Below are 17801 nucleotides of genomic sequence, written 5' to 3'. Positions count from 1 at the left end.
ACCACTGCGTCAGCGAAGACCTTGGTGGAGCGCGCCATGAGATCGGCATAGTGCAATTACCCCAGTGGCAGCATGACTGCTTCCTGCGGTCGATGTGTTTTAGGGTGCTCACACGGCCCTGTCGTCGACGTCCTGGGCCTAATGTGCCAGCTCCATCTGGTGCTGAATTTTGGAAAAGCGGCTGTCATCCCGAATGGGGTCGAAGACGGCATTTGCCAGAAACAGCCCTGGTGTGCCTCTTCGTGTCACCGCCAGCTCCAAAGCGCTAATGGCTTCATCGCGAGCGCCTAGTCCGAGATGGATCATCGCCTCCGCATGCACAGCTTGGCCTCGCAGATTTGGTGACTGCTTCACCCTGGAAAGAAGACGACCCGCCTCTGATTTTTCGCCTGAAAGCCCATAGGCTAGTCCTAGCAGCCCACAGGCCGTGGCATCTTCGGTCATGATGCGTGAGGCGGCGGTAAATTCTTCGATAGCGCTATCAATCTGACCCATGTTGAGCTTGGCTTCTCCATAGGTAAGTCGTAACTTAACAAATCCGGGTTCGGCTTCAAGGGCGTCGCGTGCGACTTTCGCCGCCTCCCTGAAACGGCGGGCTGCATTCAGGGTCAGCGCATAGACATTGGCGACCATGGGGGAATAAGGATCGAGATTGATCGCTTCCTCCGCTATTTGCAGCGCAGAAACGATCTGTCCGCTTTGCAGGTAGGTCAATGCAAGCAATATATAGGGCGAAGGGTCGAGCGGGGTGATGGCAATGGCCTGGCGGCATGCGCCTTCGGTCTGTGGCCAGTCATAGGCGTAGCTCGAAGCCCAACCCAAGATCAGCCAGACGTCGCTGAGGTTGCCATTCAGCGACAAAGCGCTGTGGGCAGAGGCGGCCAACTTGGGCATCACCCTGGATATCGAGCCCGGCGCAAGCGATAAAAACTGTCCTAAAGCTCCAATAAGCCTTCGGTGGGACAATTGATCCAGGGGGTCGTCCGAGATGATTTGCTCATAGCGCAAGACGGCGGCGCGCAGCTCGATCAGCCGTTCACGCCGGTTGATGTGGGAACCGCGCAGAAGCTGGTCAAGAAACCGGTTCTCGTTCTCGTCAGAATGGCATGGTATGTTCACCGCCTGACCCGGGATGCTGCGTGACAGCGAATCTGAAACCATTTCGCCGATGGCATTGGCTATCAAGGTGGGAGAGGGTCTCTCGGAATTTTGTGGGAAAGAAAATGTTTTGCTTCCCTGAACCAAGCCATCCAGATCGACCATTGTCGTCACGATCCTGATCCATTGCTCATCTGAGCGAATGGCGCAGCGTAATTCCAGCTCTGATCTACTCGCTCCACCGGGAAGGACCGGGACTATCGAAGAAAGCTTGAAAAGGCTGCTGGCAATCTCTTCGGGTAGCTGTCGCGCCAAGCGCTGCTCGTTCTCGCCCGCATTGGATTCGCTGTCCAGATGAATGGCAATCCGGCGCGGAAAATCTTTTATATCCGCCGCGGGCAAGGATGGCTGCGAGGAGAAGATCGGCACAAGTGAGCGGGGCATGAAGGCCACCCTCACCACATCGAAGCGTCCCTCATGTTCGTAATAGCTTTGCAATCTGTTGCGAAGACGCCAGGCTTCGGTCCGGACACATGTATCGATCCGCGGATCGAAATGCTCATCTTTGCCGAATACGTCCTGAGCGATCGCATGTTCGCCAATGGCATTCGCGCGACCTGCGAGCGCCTCCTCGACAAGATACTGTAGCAACTGTCGGGAGCGCTTTGCCGTTGCGAACGTATTGCCGTTGCAGAGTTGATCCAGCGCCTCGCGTATCTGTCCCGGTGTCGGGCTTGCCAATTCTGTGTCTGCCGTGCCCACACTTGGCGCAGCGTCATGAGATGATACGCAGATGATCGAAGTCGCACTCGTATTCTTTTCCACCCGGTCTCCTCCCCGTGCTTGTCTGCGAATATACTGCTCCCAATCATTCGATAGGCTGATTAAACCTCCCACGGCCTTTGATGTCGGATGCTACAGACTTTCTGCATTTGGTTGAAACGCAGAAATTCTCTAAATCTTTGTTTTTATAAATTTCTAGATGTAAAGCCGCGCGCCACTTTTCCTCGAAATGCTCCAGTGGTCCCACTTCAACATTTGATTCCGTTTGCGCGCACTCCAGATTGCCACATTTGGCCTAGCAAATGTCAAGTCCATTCGACGAGAACGACATGATCATCTTTTTGATAATACAGTTGTCGCCTTGTGGAAAGCCCGGTGGACAGCAAGCACGATTTGTGGATGCCGGTCGATTATTGATGCTGTTAGAAACCCAGGCCCGAATTTTATCGTCTGATTGGATAGAGATAGAGCGGGGGTAGGTTTACGACCTTGGTGTCGCTGTCTTTCGGTCCTATGCCATCGAAGAAGATGCTGACGATGAGGCCGATATGGGCTGCGAGGATTTCGTCCGAGGGCCGGAAGTTGGCGACGAGGATGTCGAACTGAGTTCCTGGTGCTGTCATGCGCACCAGCAATGTGGCATAGCGTTCAGGATCTTCAACGACATAGCCGCGGGAGGTGGCAACTTTCACGATGAGCGAGGCAATGATGCGGATCACGTCAGGCATATCTGACTGGACCTGATCAGACATGGCTTGCAGTTCACTGCGCCTGTCGATTTCTGCAATGAGAACCCGGAAATAGGCGGTCAGCTCAGGGGCGGATGCGGCTTTGACGACCTCAAGCAGCACGCTTGTGAGTTGCTCCAGGGGATCTGCGACGGATCGACTTTCCACAACACTGCCGAGGTCCAGCGCGAAATCGGAAGCGGCATGTGTCATGACAGCATGAAATAATTCAAGCTTGTCGGAAAAATGCGCATAGACAGTCGTCTTTGAAACGCCGGCCTTGGCGGCCACCGCATCCATAGAGGTTCTCTCATATCCATTGGCCAAAAGTAGATCGACGGCAGCGGCCATGATCAACTCTCGTTTTGATCTAGAATTCTTGTTTCGTGGATGAGGCATACCTCAGCTCCTACATGAGCGCAGCAGTCCATTCAAGGCCCCAAGGGAGGCATGTCACAGGCACGGCGCGTGGTCTCTGTCCAAAAAGAGGGGCAATCAAGGGCTTAGTTTCTTAACCTTCCTTCACAAAAGCGCAATCTCCGAGGCTTTGAAAAAAATCAATTGACATAACTGTACTGTACCGTTTAGAACAGTATCACGTCTTGGAAATATGGAGGTAATTCAAGGATGTCCGCACTTTCTAGTGACTTGTCGCTCATGCCCGACATGCCGCCCGCGCCCAGTGGGCAGCCCGCTCCAGGGATGCCACCCATGCCCGGTTTGCCGCCTATGTCCGGCCTTCCCCCAATGCCGCCCGCAGTGCCTTCAGCGCCTGTCGAGTCGAAATGGTTGACCGATAAGGGTCGTGATATCCGCGATAAGGCCAGGGCGCTCATTCCCCTTATTCGGGAGCAGGCGCGCGAAGGCGAGAAGATTGGTGCCTTGACGCCGGAGGTTCTCAAGGCGCTCAGTGATATCGGTATCTACAAGATGGCCATGCCTGCTGAATGGGGTGGGTATGCTCTTGGTGCGCGGGATCTGGTCGAGATTATCGCCACGCTGGGCGAGGCGGATGGATCGGCTGGGTGGGCCGGCTTCGTCGCCGTTGGAGTGAAGAACCTGCTGGCCCTTGATGGCGAGGTTGTCGGAGAAGTTCTTGAAGACACCCGAGATTGGGCTGGCCCTACCGTTGTCGGTGCGTCCGTTTTTGCGACGAAAGTCGGAGAAGGTCGCAAAGTCGAAGGTGGCTGGATGGTCAAGGGTCGCTGGGCTTTCGGTAGTGGATGCAAGCACGCCAAATGGGCGATGCTGGGCATAGAATATGATCCGAAGGTTGCTGGTGGTACCGGGCGCGGCGTTGTTGTCGTTGATCGTTCGAAATATGAGATTTTGGATGACTGGCACGTCATGGGCTTGTCTGGTAGTGCCAGCAACAGCCTTGCCATCAAGGAAGAAGTCTTTGTTCCCGATCGTCGGTTTCTCGATCTGAGCCAATACCCTCTGCGCTTCCAGCAATTGCATACGCGATACCAGGGCTTTGGATATCAGCAGCGCGGGCTTGCTAATCTGGCGACCGTGTCCTTGTGTGATATGTCGATTGCGCTCGGTATGGCGCGGGGGGCACTTTCGTGTTTCGCGGAGCAGGCCAAGAAGCGTCCGCCTTTTTCACTTCCGTATCCGACAATCTCGGACATGGCGTCGGCGCAAGTTGCTGCCGGCAAGGCACTTGCCATGATCAAGGTCGCCCAGGCGACAATTGAAAGCTACGCAGACCAGGTCGATGCCAGGACAGCGGAGGGTCAAGATTTTACGCATGATGAGGACTCCGAGGCCAGCTTGACCCTCGCTTACGTTGCAAGCCTTTGCGAAGACGCCATTAATCTGTTGCAGAAGACGTTGGGTTCATCGACGATGTCGCTCAACAACCCTATCCAACGCTTTGTTCGCGACGTTCGTGTGCTGGCATCCCACGGTGCCGTTCGGCTTGATCCGCAAGCGGAGGTGAATGGTCGTCGCCTACTGGGCATCACACCTTTCCCAATGTTTGCCGGTGCCGTGCCGGAACGCGCTAATCTGGAAGGCAAGGGGTTGTAAGTTCATGAGCGATTTCACGATCATTGACGGTGTCGCCCATATCCACGAGCCTAAGCTTTACGAAACCTGGCTGGACAGGGAGGACTATATTGCGGCCGTGTCGGCATCGCCGTCACCGGAAGTTGCCGCAAAAAAGCGCCTTCTTGTCGATTTTCAGGTTGACCTTGCCAAGATGGTGCGCGCCAGGGCGGTCGAAGAGAATGTCGTCGATATCATGACGAAATATGCCGACAACGACTATATTCAGCATGATCCGAATGCGAACGGTAATGGGTTGGCCAATCTGATCGAGTATTTCAAAAAAGTGCCCGTGGACAGAGGTCCGGCGCCTCCGGTGGTCAGCGTCGTCGTCGAGGGGGAGTTGGGATGCGTGATGATGAAGCATCCGATGCCTGATCCCACCGCCCCAGGGCAAACCTACGACTGGTATATTCTCACCGTCTTTCGGGTACGGAATGGAAAGCTGCGTGAGCATTGGAGTGCCTTCCAGAAGATGGCTGCACCCATGATACCGCAAAAGCCGCCACACTAAAGTCTGTGAGGTTCATGCTGAACCAGGCAGCCGTTTGAGCTCTTTGTTAGAGAGTGTCTTTTAGAGAAGACGGTTGCCAGTTTCCCCTGGCAACCTCTGTTGAGTGTTGAGCGTAATAAGACGCGCAAACTCATTTCGGAGTGCATAAGCCCTGGATAATTTGCACCACGGTTTCGATCCAGCAATTGTGCAGGGCGCGTTCTAGACTGATAAAATCAGCAGGCTCGCGTACTCTCGTGAACACATGTCGCGAGTGTGTTTGATCGACCCCATTTGCGCTACGGCCAAGGTCTGTTTGACCTTGAGCCATTCCCACGTCGGCCAATGCCGGCTCGGATATGCTTGCCGGCTGAGCGGCCCGATGGGTGGGCGGATAATCTCTTACTGATAGGAAACAGACAGCCGCAATCGTCGACAATAAAACCAGCGCCGAGCCCCGTCTTTGGAGGAGGGATCGCCAGGTGTCTGCATTTAAAAAGGGGCATATGTTCCATGGAACAGGCGCAAATTTCTACTATTTCACCTTTCGAGGGAAATACGCTAAGAGCATATTTCAAAAGTTTGGTTGGTGCGCCCAGGAAAGCCAGGATGGCTTTGAGTGGATGCCTGATCTTGATGGTTATTAGTCCTGCCGGTCTTTCGGCTATGACACCTTTTGTGATCGCGGCTTTCTCGGCGGAGACCCATCGTGCTCAGGCCGATGCGCTGCTGATTTTTGTGGCGCTGCCATTGCTGCTCTCCCCCCTGATCCTGCCGCTCGCCGGCGCATGGGTAGATCGGTGGGGTGCAAGAGCAGTTGCTATTCCCGCAGTCATTTTATACGCCGTGACAACCGCGATGATCCCGCTGGTCAGCGGAACGATCTGGATCTTGACTCCCATGATCATCCTGGCCGCATTATTCGGCTTCATGTCCAGTCTTGCCGTGATTTTCAAAATCATCACTTGCTGGTTTCCGGAGCATCGGGGGATCGGATTTGCACTGGTTGGGGTGCTTTCAAGCTTCGCCAATGCGCTCTTTTCTCCCTTGTTCCAGTGGTTGATTTATGGAGTGACGAACAGTGATGGGTCGGCTTCGGGCCTCCACCAACTGGGCGGCATCGGTTGGAGCGGCTCCTATTTCGTCGTCGCAGGAACCATTGCTATTCTTGGCATTCCCTCAGCGCTCTTTCTCATCTCGGAACCCGCCAAGCCGTCTGCTGCCAAGCGCCTGCCCATGCCTGGGTCTCACTTGAATATGGAGAATGCAGCCGGAATACCTCTCAAGATGGCGATCAGGACCAAGACCTGGATATTCATCACGCTTTTTCTGGCGATCACCGCTGCAGGCCCGATGACTGTCCGACAGAACTCCGTCGATTTCTTTCAGCAGCGTGGCTTTGATCTGAACGACATCGCATTTTCGCAATCTGTTTTGTTCGTGGCTTCGGTCGTCGGTCTTTTTCTCGGCGGCATGATCCTTGATCGCAGTCGACGCCCTTGGGTGATCGCGCCCCTGCTCGCCATGGTTCCGATCGGCCTAACGATTGCCTATTTCAACCACGGTTCGGTTTTCCTGCTCTATGTGGCAATGAGCTCTCTCGGATTTGCGACGGGTGCGGAGTCTGCACTCGGCCCATTCCTGGTTGCCCGTTATTTCGGACCCAAAGCCTTTGCTCAAATTCAAGGTTTGACGCTGGCAATCTGCTCACTGTCCTTCGGCTTGACGCCATTCCTTACCAGCGCAATGGCGACTGCAGCTGGAAGCTATTTCGTCCCGTTTGCCATTTTGACCGGGCTGACAATGGTTGCCGTCGCGCTGGGAGCCCTTTTACCCAATTACCCACCAGAATGGCCGACCGGGGCGGAAGTCTCTGGAAAGTAAACCAGGGTCAGGGGAAGGGGTGCGATGACCCGGTATCGCACAGCAAAAGCCGGATCAGGGCGCGCTCCCGAACAGCCCTTCCCATGATTGGCGACATAATAACGAGAGGTATCCTATGTTGAACCAAGCACGAGCCTCCGCTGAGAATCTCAGCCCTCACGACCAGGCGGAATTTCGCCGCGCGCTGGGTCACTATCCTACCGGCGTGTGCATTGTGACTGCGCACCATGACAATAAGCCGATTGGCATGACAATTGGCTCATTCACGTCGGTGTCCCTGGACCCACCGCTTGTTGGTTTCTTACCTGCGCATAGCTCGCAAACCTGGCCGTTGATCGCGAAAGCTGGTGCATTCTGCGTGAATATCCTGGCCGATGATCAATCCGACCTTCCGGGGCGGTTTGCGAAACGGGATGCCGATCGCTTTCAGGATATTGCGCACAGCCGTTCCAGCCTTGATCTGCCGGTATTCGACGGCGTTGTCGCCTGGATCGATTGCACCCTGCATAGCGCGCATGAGGCGGGAGATCACCTCTTCGTCATGGGCAATGTGCTCACACTGAGTGTGGTCAGGGATCGACCGCCCTTGTTGTTCTGCCGTGGTGCTTTCGGTGGTTTTGTTGCCGGAACCTGATTTGAAAAGCCTGGCAATTGATGTGAAATAGAAGGAACGAAAATGACCTATTTAATTCGGCAGATGGGACATGTTGTCATCTCCTCGCCTGATCCGCTTGGTGCGGCCAAAGATATTTGTGACGTAGTTGGCCTTCGTATCACGGAGCAGGACGGCGATACGGTCTATCTCTCCAGCAACGACCGCCATCACGAACTCACCTACATCAAGGGCGATGGCAAGGCCGTGGCCTGCGGCCTGGAAGCCGTCAGCGCCGACGCCGTGGACGAGGTCAAGCGTCGCGCTCTGTCCGACGGGTTGACCGTTCTCGACGATAAGCCGCTTGGAAAGCACTACGACAAGGCCGTGCGGATCGTCGCCCCAGGGGGGGCAATTTTCGAAGTGCATACGCCGATCGCCCGCAATCAGCCACGCCGGTATAACTACTCGACGCCCGGTGCCAGGCCCCGCCGGATCGAGCATATCAACGCATTCGCGCCCGATACTCATGCTTTCGGCGAGTTCTGCGCAAAGGTGCTGGGTATGAAGCTCTCGGACATGACGGGCGAAGACGGTTTGCGGTGGTACCGCGCCGAAGACGGTTTCCATCACACGATCGCGATGGGGCCGGGTGAAAGCGGGCTGCACCATTATGCCTTTGACCTTCACTCGCTTGAGGATCTCGCAGCAATAGCTGACAATCTTACCCTCAAGGACCGGGCGATGGTTTGGGGGCCGGGCCGTCACGGGGCCGGAGGCAATATCTTCACCTATTATGCCGACCCGCATGGTTGCCTGGTGGAAAACTCCATCGAGCTTGATCGCATCGACAATGACGCGACCTACGAGCCACGGACCTGGGATATCTCGGAGGGTCTGGCAGGACGCTGGCTCAATCTCTGGGGTACGCCTCCCACACCAGGCTTCCTGCGTCCTGGCATAGCCTTTGATCCTAAGGTCTGATCGGGCAGCGCGAGGGACGATTGATTGGCAGGCGTGGTCGGGAAAGAAGAGGCCTATACGTTTTGCGGTTACCCGGCTCGGCGATGGATTTTCCTGGGGCTTGTGTTGAGGAGCACGGTATCCGAGAGACGACCTGTCATTACGCTGTGACTTAATATTACTGCTGACAATGCTGGTTCGGAAACCTCGGATAGCAGCTTTTGGGTAAACCCTTCCCTGCTATTCGGGGAGGGGTGGCGGATCGACCAGCTTAGCGGTCGATCCGACCGAGGATAAGCGTGCGCTGGGAGGCCGCACGCCACATTTAAAAGAAGAGGAGGAGGAAGCCTTGAAACAGGCAACGATGACGCATGCCGTCGCCAATCCTGGGACGAATAGTCATTTCGACAATAATCTCCATGCTGAGGAAATGGGCGGAACCGCGTGTTCGACCGTTATTCGCTACCGCGCTAAAGGCACCGCGCTGTTGTCGGACGTTCACCGGATGAAACAGCCGAAGCCATGGTAACCCAGACCGCTGCGCTGGTGTTGGTCGAAAGGACGGCCAATCTTTCGGCATCCTCTGTCTCATCTTTCATACGCAGCGTTGCGAGCATTGTTTCGATGATGTCGATCCCACCATTTTCAGGCGATCGGCGTCGGATCAGCATAGCCGTCATCGCTTCATAAGGGCCATACGGGAGGTGGTCCTGATCGACGTGTCAGTCTGTGTCACCGCTTTGTCGAAGGCTTCACAGCAGCACAGTCGCAATGAGGAGCAGTCAATCAAACCAAATGCAACGGAGTGAGCAGGTTCGATTCTTAGGGGAGGATAATAATGCGAATTCTATACATGATCACTATACCGTTGCTGTTTGCGACGGCTGCTCCAGCTTTTGCCATCGATCCGGAGATCGGTACGCAAGAACCACCTTTTCTGGATGGCCCACCGCCAGTCTATTCTGGCCCGCTCGCAGAAGCCGGACGGTGGCTTCATGAGAATGGGGTCGATCTTCGAATTGACTATATCAACATCGCTCAGAGTGCGCCTGCCTATGGATTCAAAAAATTAGGCTATGGGTCGTTCCTCGTCGATCTGACCGGTAATATTACGCCTGATCTGCGGATCAGGCTCGCTGAAGTGGTCAATATGCCAAACAACAATGTCACCGGCAACTTGACTTCCTTTCTTCCGCCTGTGACCGGCACTACTGACACAGCTCTCGCCCGGTTTTCGCTCGAGGCTGATTTTCTGGATGACCGCTTGACCATAGAAGCGGGCCGCATTGGATTGGCACGGGATTTTTCGATCAGGGGCTTTTGCAGCGGCATCAGTTGTATCAACGCAACCCAGGGCAAGAGCCTGAACCTTCCAGACGATGTGCGTTCCGTTTGGGGTGCGCGGGCAGCCTATAAGCTCACGGCAAACACGACGTTAGGGTTCGGTTTGATCGAGGATAATCCGGACAACTGGCAGAATGGCGACGGCTGGACTTGGGGATCTGGAGACGCCGAAGGCTATATCGCCGCTGCCAACGTTCGTCATATCGAAACCTTTATGGACAGTGACAAGCCGTTTAAACTTGAAGCCGGAGCCTATTTCCGTTCCACGCCCTATCAGGACACGCTTTACAACAGTGGATGGGGCAACCCGACATACGGAGCCAATACAAAGATCGTCACGCATGACAGCGGAACGACCGCAATGTATGCGCATGCCCGCAAGGTGGTTTGGAGCAGGCCGTCGGATAGTTTCAACCCGGAAAACATCGCGTTCTATGGCGGTATCCTACATTACTTCGGTGAAGGTCACGACTACCCATGGGAAGCCTATGCAGGCGTGGAATATTCCGGGTTCTGGCAAGCCAATCCACTGGCTGGGGTAGGTGCCTCTGTTCACTATATTCGTATCAGTGAAGAGCGAGCTGAGTACGAGCGCAATGCCCGGCGGTTCTTCTCAGGCGTCGATCAGAGGCAGTCACAAGACATGTTCATGTTTGACGTGCATGGAAGCACAGGCATTTTTGGCAATGGCATTCTCGATTTTGGCGCGGCCTATATCATCAATCCGAACTCTGCTTTCGCTGATTTTTCTACCGCAAGGCAGAAGGATGGTGTTGTCATTTATGCGGCGCTCGCATTCGACTTGAGTACCGTCCTTGGGCTTTCTCCTCGGAGAGGTCCCTAAGGAAAGTCAGAGAACCATCTTTAACCTTTTTGCTTGACGAGGCGATAAAAAATATATTTTTTATGATAAAATATTTATAATAGGAAGGGAGGTTCCTATGACTTATCTGATTTACCCCCAATCAGTGTAATGCCACCCGCATTTTGCGAGCGCGGATTGTTGAGACGTGTAGCCAGTTATCAGAGGCCAGTTGGATGGTTACGTCACCATTCAGAGGCATCTGTCATATGTGATGGGAGATCGATTTATGGGGTTCAAATTCAATCAGGAGTTCCGCTATCGGATGCCCACGGTATTCGGGCCGGCCGTAGGTCCCCGCCAAAAGCCGGGCGGCGGCATGTGGGCGCTGGAAGAAACCGGTACGATGAATGCGGAATGGATGGCTATTACCTATCGCACCAGTGCGGATAAGTTAGAGGCGCTTCTGCCTCCCGGGATGAGCTTGCGCGGTGAGCCGCTCATCAGTGTCTCCTGTGCCTGGTTCAAGAATCTTTATTGGCTGGCAGGGCGTGGCTACGGCATTTTGTCGATTGATTTCCCCGTAACTTATCAAGGCAAGACCGAACGATTGGAGGGGTCTTTCTGCCCGGTTATCTGGGAGGGTGCTCCCGATGCAATCCTGACCGGGCGGGATGAAATGGGCTTTCCAAAACTGTTTTGCGACATGCCGGAAATCACCTGGGATAAGGAAAAAACCACGGCATCCTGCGAAGCATCCTGGTTCGGCTTTAAATTTTTCGACATCGCTCTCGGTGAAATGGAAGAGGATGACGCCCCGCCAAGCCTGCCTGGTTCCGGGGGCGGCGCTGCCATGTACTATAAATACGTACCTCGGACGAACCCGTTTCAGGGTGGAGGGGCCGATGTCGCTTATATCACGACGCCAGCGCCACCGCCGGGGGCGGGCAAGCCGGATGCCATCAATTTCGATGGATACGAGTTCAAGCGCTGGCGGGCCAAGGGCAGCTTCAACTGGCACAAGGCGACGTTTGAACAACTCCCGACAACCTTTCATATCGTCAATGCCGTGGCAGATATGCCGTGTTTTGAAATCGTCAAAACCGAAATGGTGGCCTTCTCAGGTCCGGGAATTGGCGTTTCGGTCAATAGCATTCGTCCCGTAGAGCCGGGTGATCAGGAATAAGGATAATAGAATGAAACTGGCAAGATTTATTGTTGAGGGAAAGCCTCGGCTCGGTAAAGTCGTGGGCTCTGAGATCATTGATCTGAGTTCCGTGGCTCCTGAATGCGGAAGCTCAATGAAGGCGCTGATTGAGCGGTTGGATGAATTGAGACCGGCTTTGGAAGCGCTTGATAGCCCTTCTTTTGTGCTGGCTGATGTTCAGCTTGCTGCACCAATCACGGATCCCAGGAAGTTTCTCGCCATCGGGATGAATTATAGGGCCCATGCCGAGGAAGCGGCAGCCGCAGGAATACCCACGCCAAAGTCACAATTGTGGTTCAACAAACAGGTCACTTGCATCAATGGACCCTATGACGACGTGGTGCTGCCCAGCGTGTCCGAAAAGGTCGATTACGAAGCTGAACTGGGTTTCATCATTGGCAAGCGGTGCCGCCATGTAAAGCGCGAAGACGCGCAATCGGTGATCGCCGGGTATTTCGTTGCCAATGATGTCACCGCCAGAGACTGGCAGTTCCGTTCACCGACCTATACGCTCGGCAAGAGCTTTGATACCCACGGCCCCATCGGCCCCTGGATCACGACGGCGGATGAAGTTCCGGATCCGCACAATTTGACGCTATCCCTCTCTCTGAATGGCGAGGAAAGACAGCGCACGTCTACGGGCGACATGATCTACGATATCTGGGATCAGATTTCCTATCTCTCAACCGTTATGACTCTCGAACCGGGTGACATCATCATAACCGGAACACCGTCCAATGTCGGGATTGCAACCGATACCTTCATGAAGCCGGGCGACGTCGTTCGCGTCGAAGTAAACGGGCTGGGTTCAATCGAAAACCGGTTCGTTGCTGAATAGGGATAATCCATCAATGTCGATTGGCAGATAGCCGATTGAGTTCCTCCTGCTTTTAGGGTCTGTCTGGTTCAACCTGAACCGGCCAGACCCTTGCAACCGCACGACCCTATGTCAGCTGAGAAAGCAGGCCCTCTCTCCTCAATCCCTGAATTCCTCCTGCGAAAACTACATACCGCCAGCCGACGCTCCCCCGTTGCTGTGGGCAGCACACCATGCGGCAATCTTTCCAGCAAGGGCAGTCCTGTGTCGTGCTCCAGATGATGATCTGCCGGTTGATCACCGAGGCGGACATATTCAGTTTTTCAGCGGCTCCCCGGAAAGAACCAGCGCGGGCAACGGCATCCAGCAGGATTACGGAAGAGGAGATGAGTTGCATTTGGCGGCCCACCGTTTCATTTTCTCGAACGATAAAGCCGGAAAACTGTGCTTGTCATTCGACTTTTCATCGCGCACCTTCAAGCCGATTTTGCAAGGAGTATGACAATGACGTTTTCGCCCATGACCGGTCTCGATCACGAATACTTCCTTCGTCTCAGCTTCAAGGTCGCGCTGAGGGCCCAGGAAACAGGCAATCATCCCTTCGGTGCTATTCTGGTCGGGCCGGATGGTAAGGTGCTGATGGAACAGGAAAACGCCTATAATCCGACGCGCGACATGACGGGGCATGCAGAGCGGGTTCTGATGACCCGTTCCTCGCAAGCCTACACGCCCGAACGTCTGAATCAATGCACCATGTACACGTCAGCCGAGCCTTGTGCCATGTGTGCCGGTGCGGCCTATTGGGCTGGGATTGGGCGGGTGGTTTTTGGTTTGAGCGAGAGCCAATTGAAGGCGATGACAGGCAATCATCCTGAAAATCCGACACTCGACCTGCCATGCCGTGTGGTTTTCGAGGCGGGCCAACGCCGCGTTGAGGTTATCGGCCCTTTGCTGAGCGAGGAAGCCGCCAAATTGCATGACAATGCCTGGCGTTGATGGTGGGGAACTGTCTGGGGTTTACGTTGATGTGCGAACTGGCGATCCGGCTTGTGAAAGTGAATGACTGACGTTGCTTCCCGGTTTTGAAAAGAGGCCTTCAAAGGGGCCGTCTAGACGCAAAAGGAGATCACTCGTCTTGCGGAGATGCGCTTCAAGCCGGGAACATGCGAGTTCTGTGTCACGCGCCAGGACGGCTTCAGCGATTTCTGCATGTTCAATGTCAACGTGACGGGGCTCTTTCATGAATGGGACGGCCATGCGTCTATATCGCTCGACCTGCCAGAACATGGAGTCCCGAAGCTTCAGCCACCAGCGACTATCGCATGCGAGAACCAAGGCATCATGGAATACCGCATGAAGTTCAGTCCAGGCAGGACTAACGGTATCGCTGCCATCAGGATCAGACATCGAGGTATGGTGCAGTTGATGGCTGACATCTTTGATATGACCTTCCCAGGCCAAGGACCCCTTGGCAATCGATCGGCGAAGGCAGCGAAGTTCGATTTCTATCCGTACCTCGGTCAAATCCTGTAAATCTTCGATCGAGATCGGGGTAACATGAAATCCGCGCTGAGCCTCTGCGACAACCAGACCATCTGATGTCAGACGCGCCAAAGCCTCTCGCACCGCCCCTGGGCTGACGCCAAGTTGCCGGCACAAAGTATCGATCTTGAGCTTCGACCCAGGGATAAAGCGGCCGTTGAGCAAGTCGTGGCGCAGAACCTCATAGGTTTCGAGGGTGCGGGATCGTACTGTCATCGCAACACTTCTATCTTATTTCGGTGAAAATATATTTTTCGAGGTTCTGTATATACAGAGCTAAAAGCACGCACAATCCGGAGGCCTTCATTGGTTTTTCTGATTCAGACATCTTTTTGTTTGTCACGAATTTGGTTGACCGCACGTTTCTGACCGAAACGACACTCAGCCAAACACGCTGAAGCTCCTCGCTAGACCGGTTCTGCCTTTTTGCCGGTTTGCTCGGTCCGTTGGGGCAATGCGGCTTTTTGTTTTGAGTTCGTGCATCACTGCTAACAGGCATTGACAGACTGCGATGTTCCGATAGTCTTTAATTATGATCTATATTGCGTAATTATAGAATAATAAATGGGGAACGTCATGAAATCTAAATTGGGATTGCTGGCAACGCTGGCATTTGCACTTTTACCAGGGCTCGCACTTCTGCCGGGGCATGGTCTCGCGCAGGACAAGGGCGGGGTCATCAACGTCGCAACCATTGGCGAGCCGCCAACACTGGACCCGATGGCCTCCACCGCAGATCTGGTCGGTATGACCACACAGCATATGTTTGAAACGCTGTTTACCTTCGACGATAAATGGAATGTCATTCCGCTGCTGGCTGAAACCATGCCCACCATCAGTGATGAGGGCAAAACCTACGACATCACCTTGCGCGCTGGCGTGAAATTTCATGATGGCTCGGTGATGACATCCGCTGACGTGGTGGCCTCGATTGAGCGCTGGCTTGCAACGGCATCGCGCGGCAAACAGGTTGTGGCCTATATCGACAAGGTCACAGCGCAGGGCGACAATGCCATTCGCATCACGCTGAAAAAGCCCTATGCGCCGCTGTTGTCGCTGCTGGCATTCAACAATTCCGCAGCGGTGATCATTCCAAAATCCACCATTGCCGATCCTTTGACGAAATTTATCGGCACCGGCCCCTATATGCTGAAAGAGCGCAAGCCTGACCAATATATTCAGCTGGTGCGGTTTGATGGCTATGTATCGAGAACCGATGCCGCAAACGGCTTTGGGGGTGCGCGCAAAGCCATTCTGGATGAAATCCGCTTTATTCCCGTGCCAGATGCCAACACCCGGCTTGAGGGCGCTGTCTCCGGTCAGTTTGATTACACGGATTCTCTCGCACCCGAGAGCTATGACCGCCTGAAAGACTCAAAAGCCTCTGATCCCGTGGTGCTGAAGCCATATGGTGCGCCTGTGTTTGTGATGAACACCAAACAGGGCATCATGACCAGCAAGACCTTGCGTCATGCTGTGCAGGTGGCGCTGAACCCGCAGGACATGCTGCTGGCCGCCTTTGGCAACCCGGAATTCTTTGCCGTTGATGGAGCACTCTATCCTGAAGGCTATGCCTGGCACACCAAGGAAGGTATTGCCCGTTATGGCAGTGGCGATCCTGAAGCCGCTGCCAAGCTGATGAAAGAGGCGGGCTACGATGGCAAGCCCGTGCGTATTCTCACCAGCCGCCAATATGAGTTTCATTACAAAATGGCGCAGGTAGCAGCGGAATATCTGAAAGCCGCTGGCTTCAAGGTTGATCTGCAAATCTATGATTGGGCAACCCTGACAACGCGCCGTGCGGATCCGGCCCTTTGGGATATTTTCATCACCCACGGTCCCTTCCCGCCAGAGCCTGTGCTGAACGGCTGGATGTCGGATAGTTACCCCGGCTGGTGGTCAACGCCTGAAAAGACCAAGGCAATTGAGCCATTCATTGCAGAATCTGATCCCGCCAAGCGCCAGAAGCTTTTCACGGAGATTCAAAAGACCTTCTATGAGGATGCGCCAGTGTTCAAGGTGGGTGATTTCAATGCGCTCTCGGCCAAGGCCAAGACGCTTGAGGGCTTTCATCCATCGCCATGGCCTTACTTCTGGAATGTCAGCTCCAAAAAGTAAGTCATCTCTTACCTTCTGAGTGAAGAAACATATCATGTCGAGATCCTTTCCTCCTGATTTTCTCTGGGGCGTGGCGGCCTCTGCCTTTCAAACGGAAGGTGCTGTCCATGCCGATGGGCGCGGACCCAGCGTGTGGGATGTGTACAGCCACACACCGGGACGCACCACCAATGGCGATACGGCTGACATTGCCTGCGACCATTACCACCGCTACCCGGAAGACATCGCGCTGATGCGCGGGCTTGGGGTGAAGGCCTATCGGCTTTCCACCGCATGGCCGCGCATTTTCCCAACCGGCAGTGGGCAGGTGAATCAACGGGGATTGGATTTCTACGATCGGGTGATCGATCTGGCCTTGCATGAGGGCATTGAGCCGTGGATTTGCCTGCATCATTGGGACATGCCGGTCGCTGTGGAAGAGAATGGCGGCTGGCGCAATCGAGATACGGCGAAGATTTTTGCCGATTACGCCGCCGTTGTCACCAGGCATTTTGGTGATCGGGTCAAACGCTTTGCGCCGATCAATGAGCCGAATGTGATTCCGTGGGTGGCCTATAATGTCGGGCGTCACGCGCCCGGCAAGCAGGATTATCCTTCCAGCCTTCAGGCTATCCACACGCTCAATCTTGCCCATGGTTACTCCGTGTCTGCGGTTCGGGCTGAAGCGCCGCAAGCTGAGGTGGGCAACATCGTCTCCCTTGGCCCCGTGCGCCCACATTATGACGATGCCGCCCACGAAGAAGCACGGATTCTCGGCGATTGCCTCTGGCGCAGGGTCACGGTTGATCCGCTCTGGCTTGGCACCTACCCGGAGCCGATTGCGGATGCCATGCAGCCCTTCATTCAACCCGGTGATATGGAGGCCATTTCGCAAAAAATGGATTTCTTCGGCCTCAATCATTATAATCCGGTGTTTGTTGGCCCGAATAAAAACACCAGTTTTGGCGTATCGGAAACAGCACCCCCGACAGGCATGGGACCACTCACCGATGTCAACTGGGTGGTCGATCCGGCAGCCTTTCTGGAGCAGATCCGCGACACCAGCGAGCGCTATGGCAAGCCAACCATTTACATCACCGAAAACGGTGCCTCCTACCCGGATGCGCTCGGTCCAGGCCGCAAGGTGATCGACAATGACCGCATCGCCTATTTCAATGGCTATCTGAATGCCCTGCTGGATGCGCTTGACGAAGGCCATGACATCAGAGGCTATTTCGCTTGGTCGCTGATGGACAATTTCGAATGGGGTCGCGGTTATTCCAAGCGGTTTGGCTTGGTTTACGTCGATTATCCCACCCTGCAACGCATTCCCAAACAATCCTATCATTGGCTCAGCGATGTGATTGCCGCCAATGCCCTATAAATCCAAGCGACGAGA

General features: G+C 54.6%; 16 protein-coding genes. 12 read left to right on the top strand and 4 right to left on the bottom strand.

Annotation, left to right across the window (positions count from 1 at the left end; genetic code table 11):
• Positions 1 to 138: 138 nt before the first annotated feature.
• Both H1Y61_RS20410 and H1Y61_RS20405 read right to left on the bottom strand, forming a co-directional pair.
• Positions 139 to 1923: a tetratricopeptide repeat protein gene (locus H1Y61_RS20410; protein ID WP_180574622.1), complete on the bottom strand. Its 1785-nt coding sequence runs from the start codon at positions 1921 to 1923 to the stop codon at positions 139 to 141.
• 401 nt (positions 1924 to 2324) lie between these two features.
• Positions 2325 to 2960, bottom strand: coding sequence for a TetR/AcrR family transcriptional regulator (locus H1Y61_RS20405; protein WP_234903422.1), 636 nt, complete (start codon positions 2958 to 2960; stop codon positions 2325 to 2327).
• Between the two features lie 360 nt (positions 2961 to 3320).
• Here H1Y61_RS20405 and H1Y61_RS20400 point away from each other — a divergent pair, with 360 nt between their 5' ends.
• The 9 genes from H1Y61_RS20400 (at position 3321) to H1Y61_RS20360 (ending at position 12784) form a co-directional block, all read left to right on the top strand.
• The gene (locus tag H1Y61_RS20400; RefSeq protein ID WP_234903423.1) at positions 3321 to 4643 is read left to right on the top strand and encodes an acyl-CoA dehydrogenase family protein; all 1323 of its coding nucleotides are present in this window, start codon (positions 3321 to 3323) and stop codon (positions 4641 to 4643) included.
• Between the two features lie 4 nt (positions 4644 to 4647).
• On the top strand, positions 4648 to 5175 hold the full coding sequence (locus H1Y61_RS20395) for a nuclear transport factor 2 family protein (protein ID WP_180574621.1): 528 nt from the start codon (positions 4648 to 4650) through the stop codon (positions 5173 to 5175).
• 492 nt (positions 5176 to 5667) lie between these two features.
• Entirely contained in the window at positions 5668 to 7038 is a 1371-nt protein-coding gene (locus H1Y61_RS20390) for an MFS transporter (RefSeq protein ID WP_235680915.1), read from the top strand.
• A gap of 115 nt (positions 7039 to 7153) precedes the next feature.
• Positions 7154 to 7672: a flavin reductase family protein gene (locus tag H1Y61_RS20385; protein ID WP_174112223.1), complete on the top strand. Its 519-nt coding sequence runs from the start codon at positions 7154 to 7156 to the stop codon at positions 7670 to 7672.
• Positions 7673 to 7714: 42 nt separating this feature from the next.
• Positions 7715 to 8614 (top strand): VOC family protein, encoded by a 900-nt coding sequence (locus tag H1Y61_RS20380; protein WP_012653509.1) that lies wholly within the window; start codon positions 7715 to 7717, stop codon positions 8612 to 8614.
• A gap of 328 nt (positions 8615 to 8942) precedes the next feature.
• The gene (locus tag H1Y61_RS20375; protein ID WP_180574620.1) at positions 8943 to 9122 is read left to right on the top strand and encodes a hypothetical protein; all 180 of its coding nucleotides are present in this window, start codon (positions 8943 to 8945) and stop codon (positions 9120 to 9122) included.
• A gap of 339 nt (positions 9123 to 9461) precedes the next feature.
• Positions 9462 to 10781 carry a carbohydrate porin gene (locus H1Y61_RS20370; protein ID WP_235680914.1) on the top strand — a complete coding sequence of 440 codons (1320 nt, stop codon included), beginning with the start codon at positions 9462 to 9464 and terminating at the stop codon, positions 10779 to 10781.
• A gap of 247 nt (positions 10782 to 11028) precedes the next feature.
• The gene (locus H1Y61_RS20365) at positions 11029 to 11925 is read left to right on the top strand and encodes an acetoacetate decarboxylase family protein (protein WP_156617301.1); all 897 of its coding nucleotides are present in this window, start codon (positions 11029 to 11031) and stop codon (positions 11923 to 11925) included.
• Positions 11926 to 11935: 10 nt separating this feature from the next.
• Complete coding sequence (locus H1Y61_RS20360; RefSeq protein WP_180574619.1) at positions 11936 to 12784, top strand: fumarylacetoacetate hydrolase family protein; 849 nt, start codon at positions 11936 to 11938, stop codon at positions 12782 to 12784.
• A gap of 106 nt (positions 12785 to 12890) precedes the next feature.
• Here the strand turns inward: H1Y61_RS20360 and H1Y61_RS27105 are convergent, their stop codons facing one another.
• Positions 12891 to 13160 carry a helix-turn-helix domain-containing protein gene (locus H1Y61_RS27105; protein ID WP_197971656.1) on the bottom strand — a complete coding sequence of 90 codons (270 nt, stop codon included), beginning with the start codon at positions 13158 to 13160 and terminating at the stop codon, positions 12891 to 12893.
• A 107-nt stretch (positions 13161 to 13267) separates the two neighbouring features.
• Between H1Y61_RS27105 and H1Y61_RS20350 the strand changes: the two genes are divergently transcribed.
• On the top strand, positions 13268 to 13759 hold the full coding sequence (locus tag H1Y61_RS20350; protein WP_409363995.1) for a nucleoside deaminase: 492 nt from the start codon (positions 13268 to 13270) through the stop codon (positions 13757 to 13759).
• Positions 13760 to 13780: 21 nt separating this feature from the next.
• Here the strand turns inward: H1Y61_RS20350 and H1Y61_RS20345 are convergent, their stop codons facing one another.
• Entirely contained in the window at positions 13781 to 14521 is a 741-nt protein-coding gene (locus tag H1Y61_RS20345) for a GntR family transcriptional regulator (protein ID WP_180574618.1), read from the bottom strand.
• 360 nt (positions 14522 to 14881) lie between these two features.
• Here H1Y61_RS20345 and H1Y61_RS20340 point away from each other — a divergent pair, with 360 nt between their 5' ends.
• Together H1Y61_RS20340 and H1Y61_RS20335 are read left to right on the top strand one after the other, a co-directional pair.
• Positions 14882 to 16423 carry an ABC transporter substrate-binding protein gene (locus H1Y61_RS20340; protein ID WP_235680912.1) on the top strand — a complete coding sequence of 514 codons (1542 nt, stop codon included), beginning with the start codon at positions 14882 to 14884 and terminating at the stop codon, positions 16421 to 16423.
• A gap of 34 nt (positions 16424 to 16457) precedes the next feature.
• On the top strand, positions 16458 to 17786 hold the full coding sequence (locus H1Y61_RS20335) for a GH1 family beta-glucosidase (RefSeq protein ID WP_180574617.1): 1329 nt from the start codon (positions 16458 to 16460) through the stop codon (positions 17784 to 17786).
• The last annotated feature ends 15 nt before the right edge of the window (positions 17787 to 17801 follow it).

Origin of the sequence: Agrobacterium vitis (genome assembly GCF_013426735.1) — a bacterium.
In the GTDB taxonomy this organism is placed as follows: domain Bacteria; phylum Pseudomonadota; class Alphaproteobacteria; order Rhizobiales; family Rhizobiaceae; genus Allorhizobium; species Allorhizobium vitis_D.
This window is presented reverse-complemented; position numbering and strand designations above follow the sequence as displayed.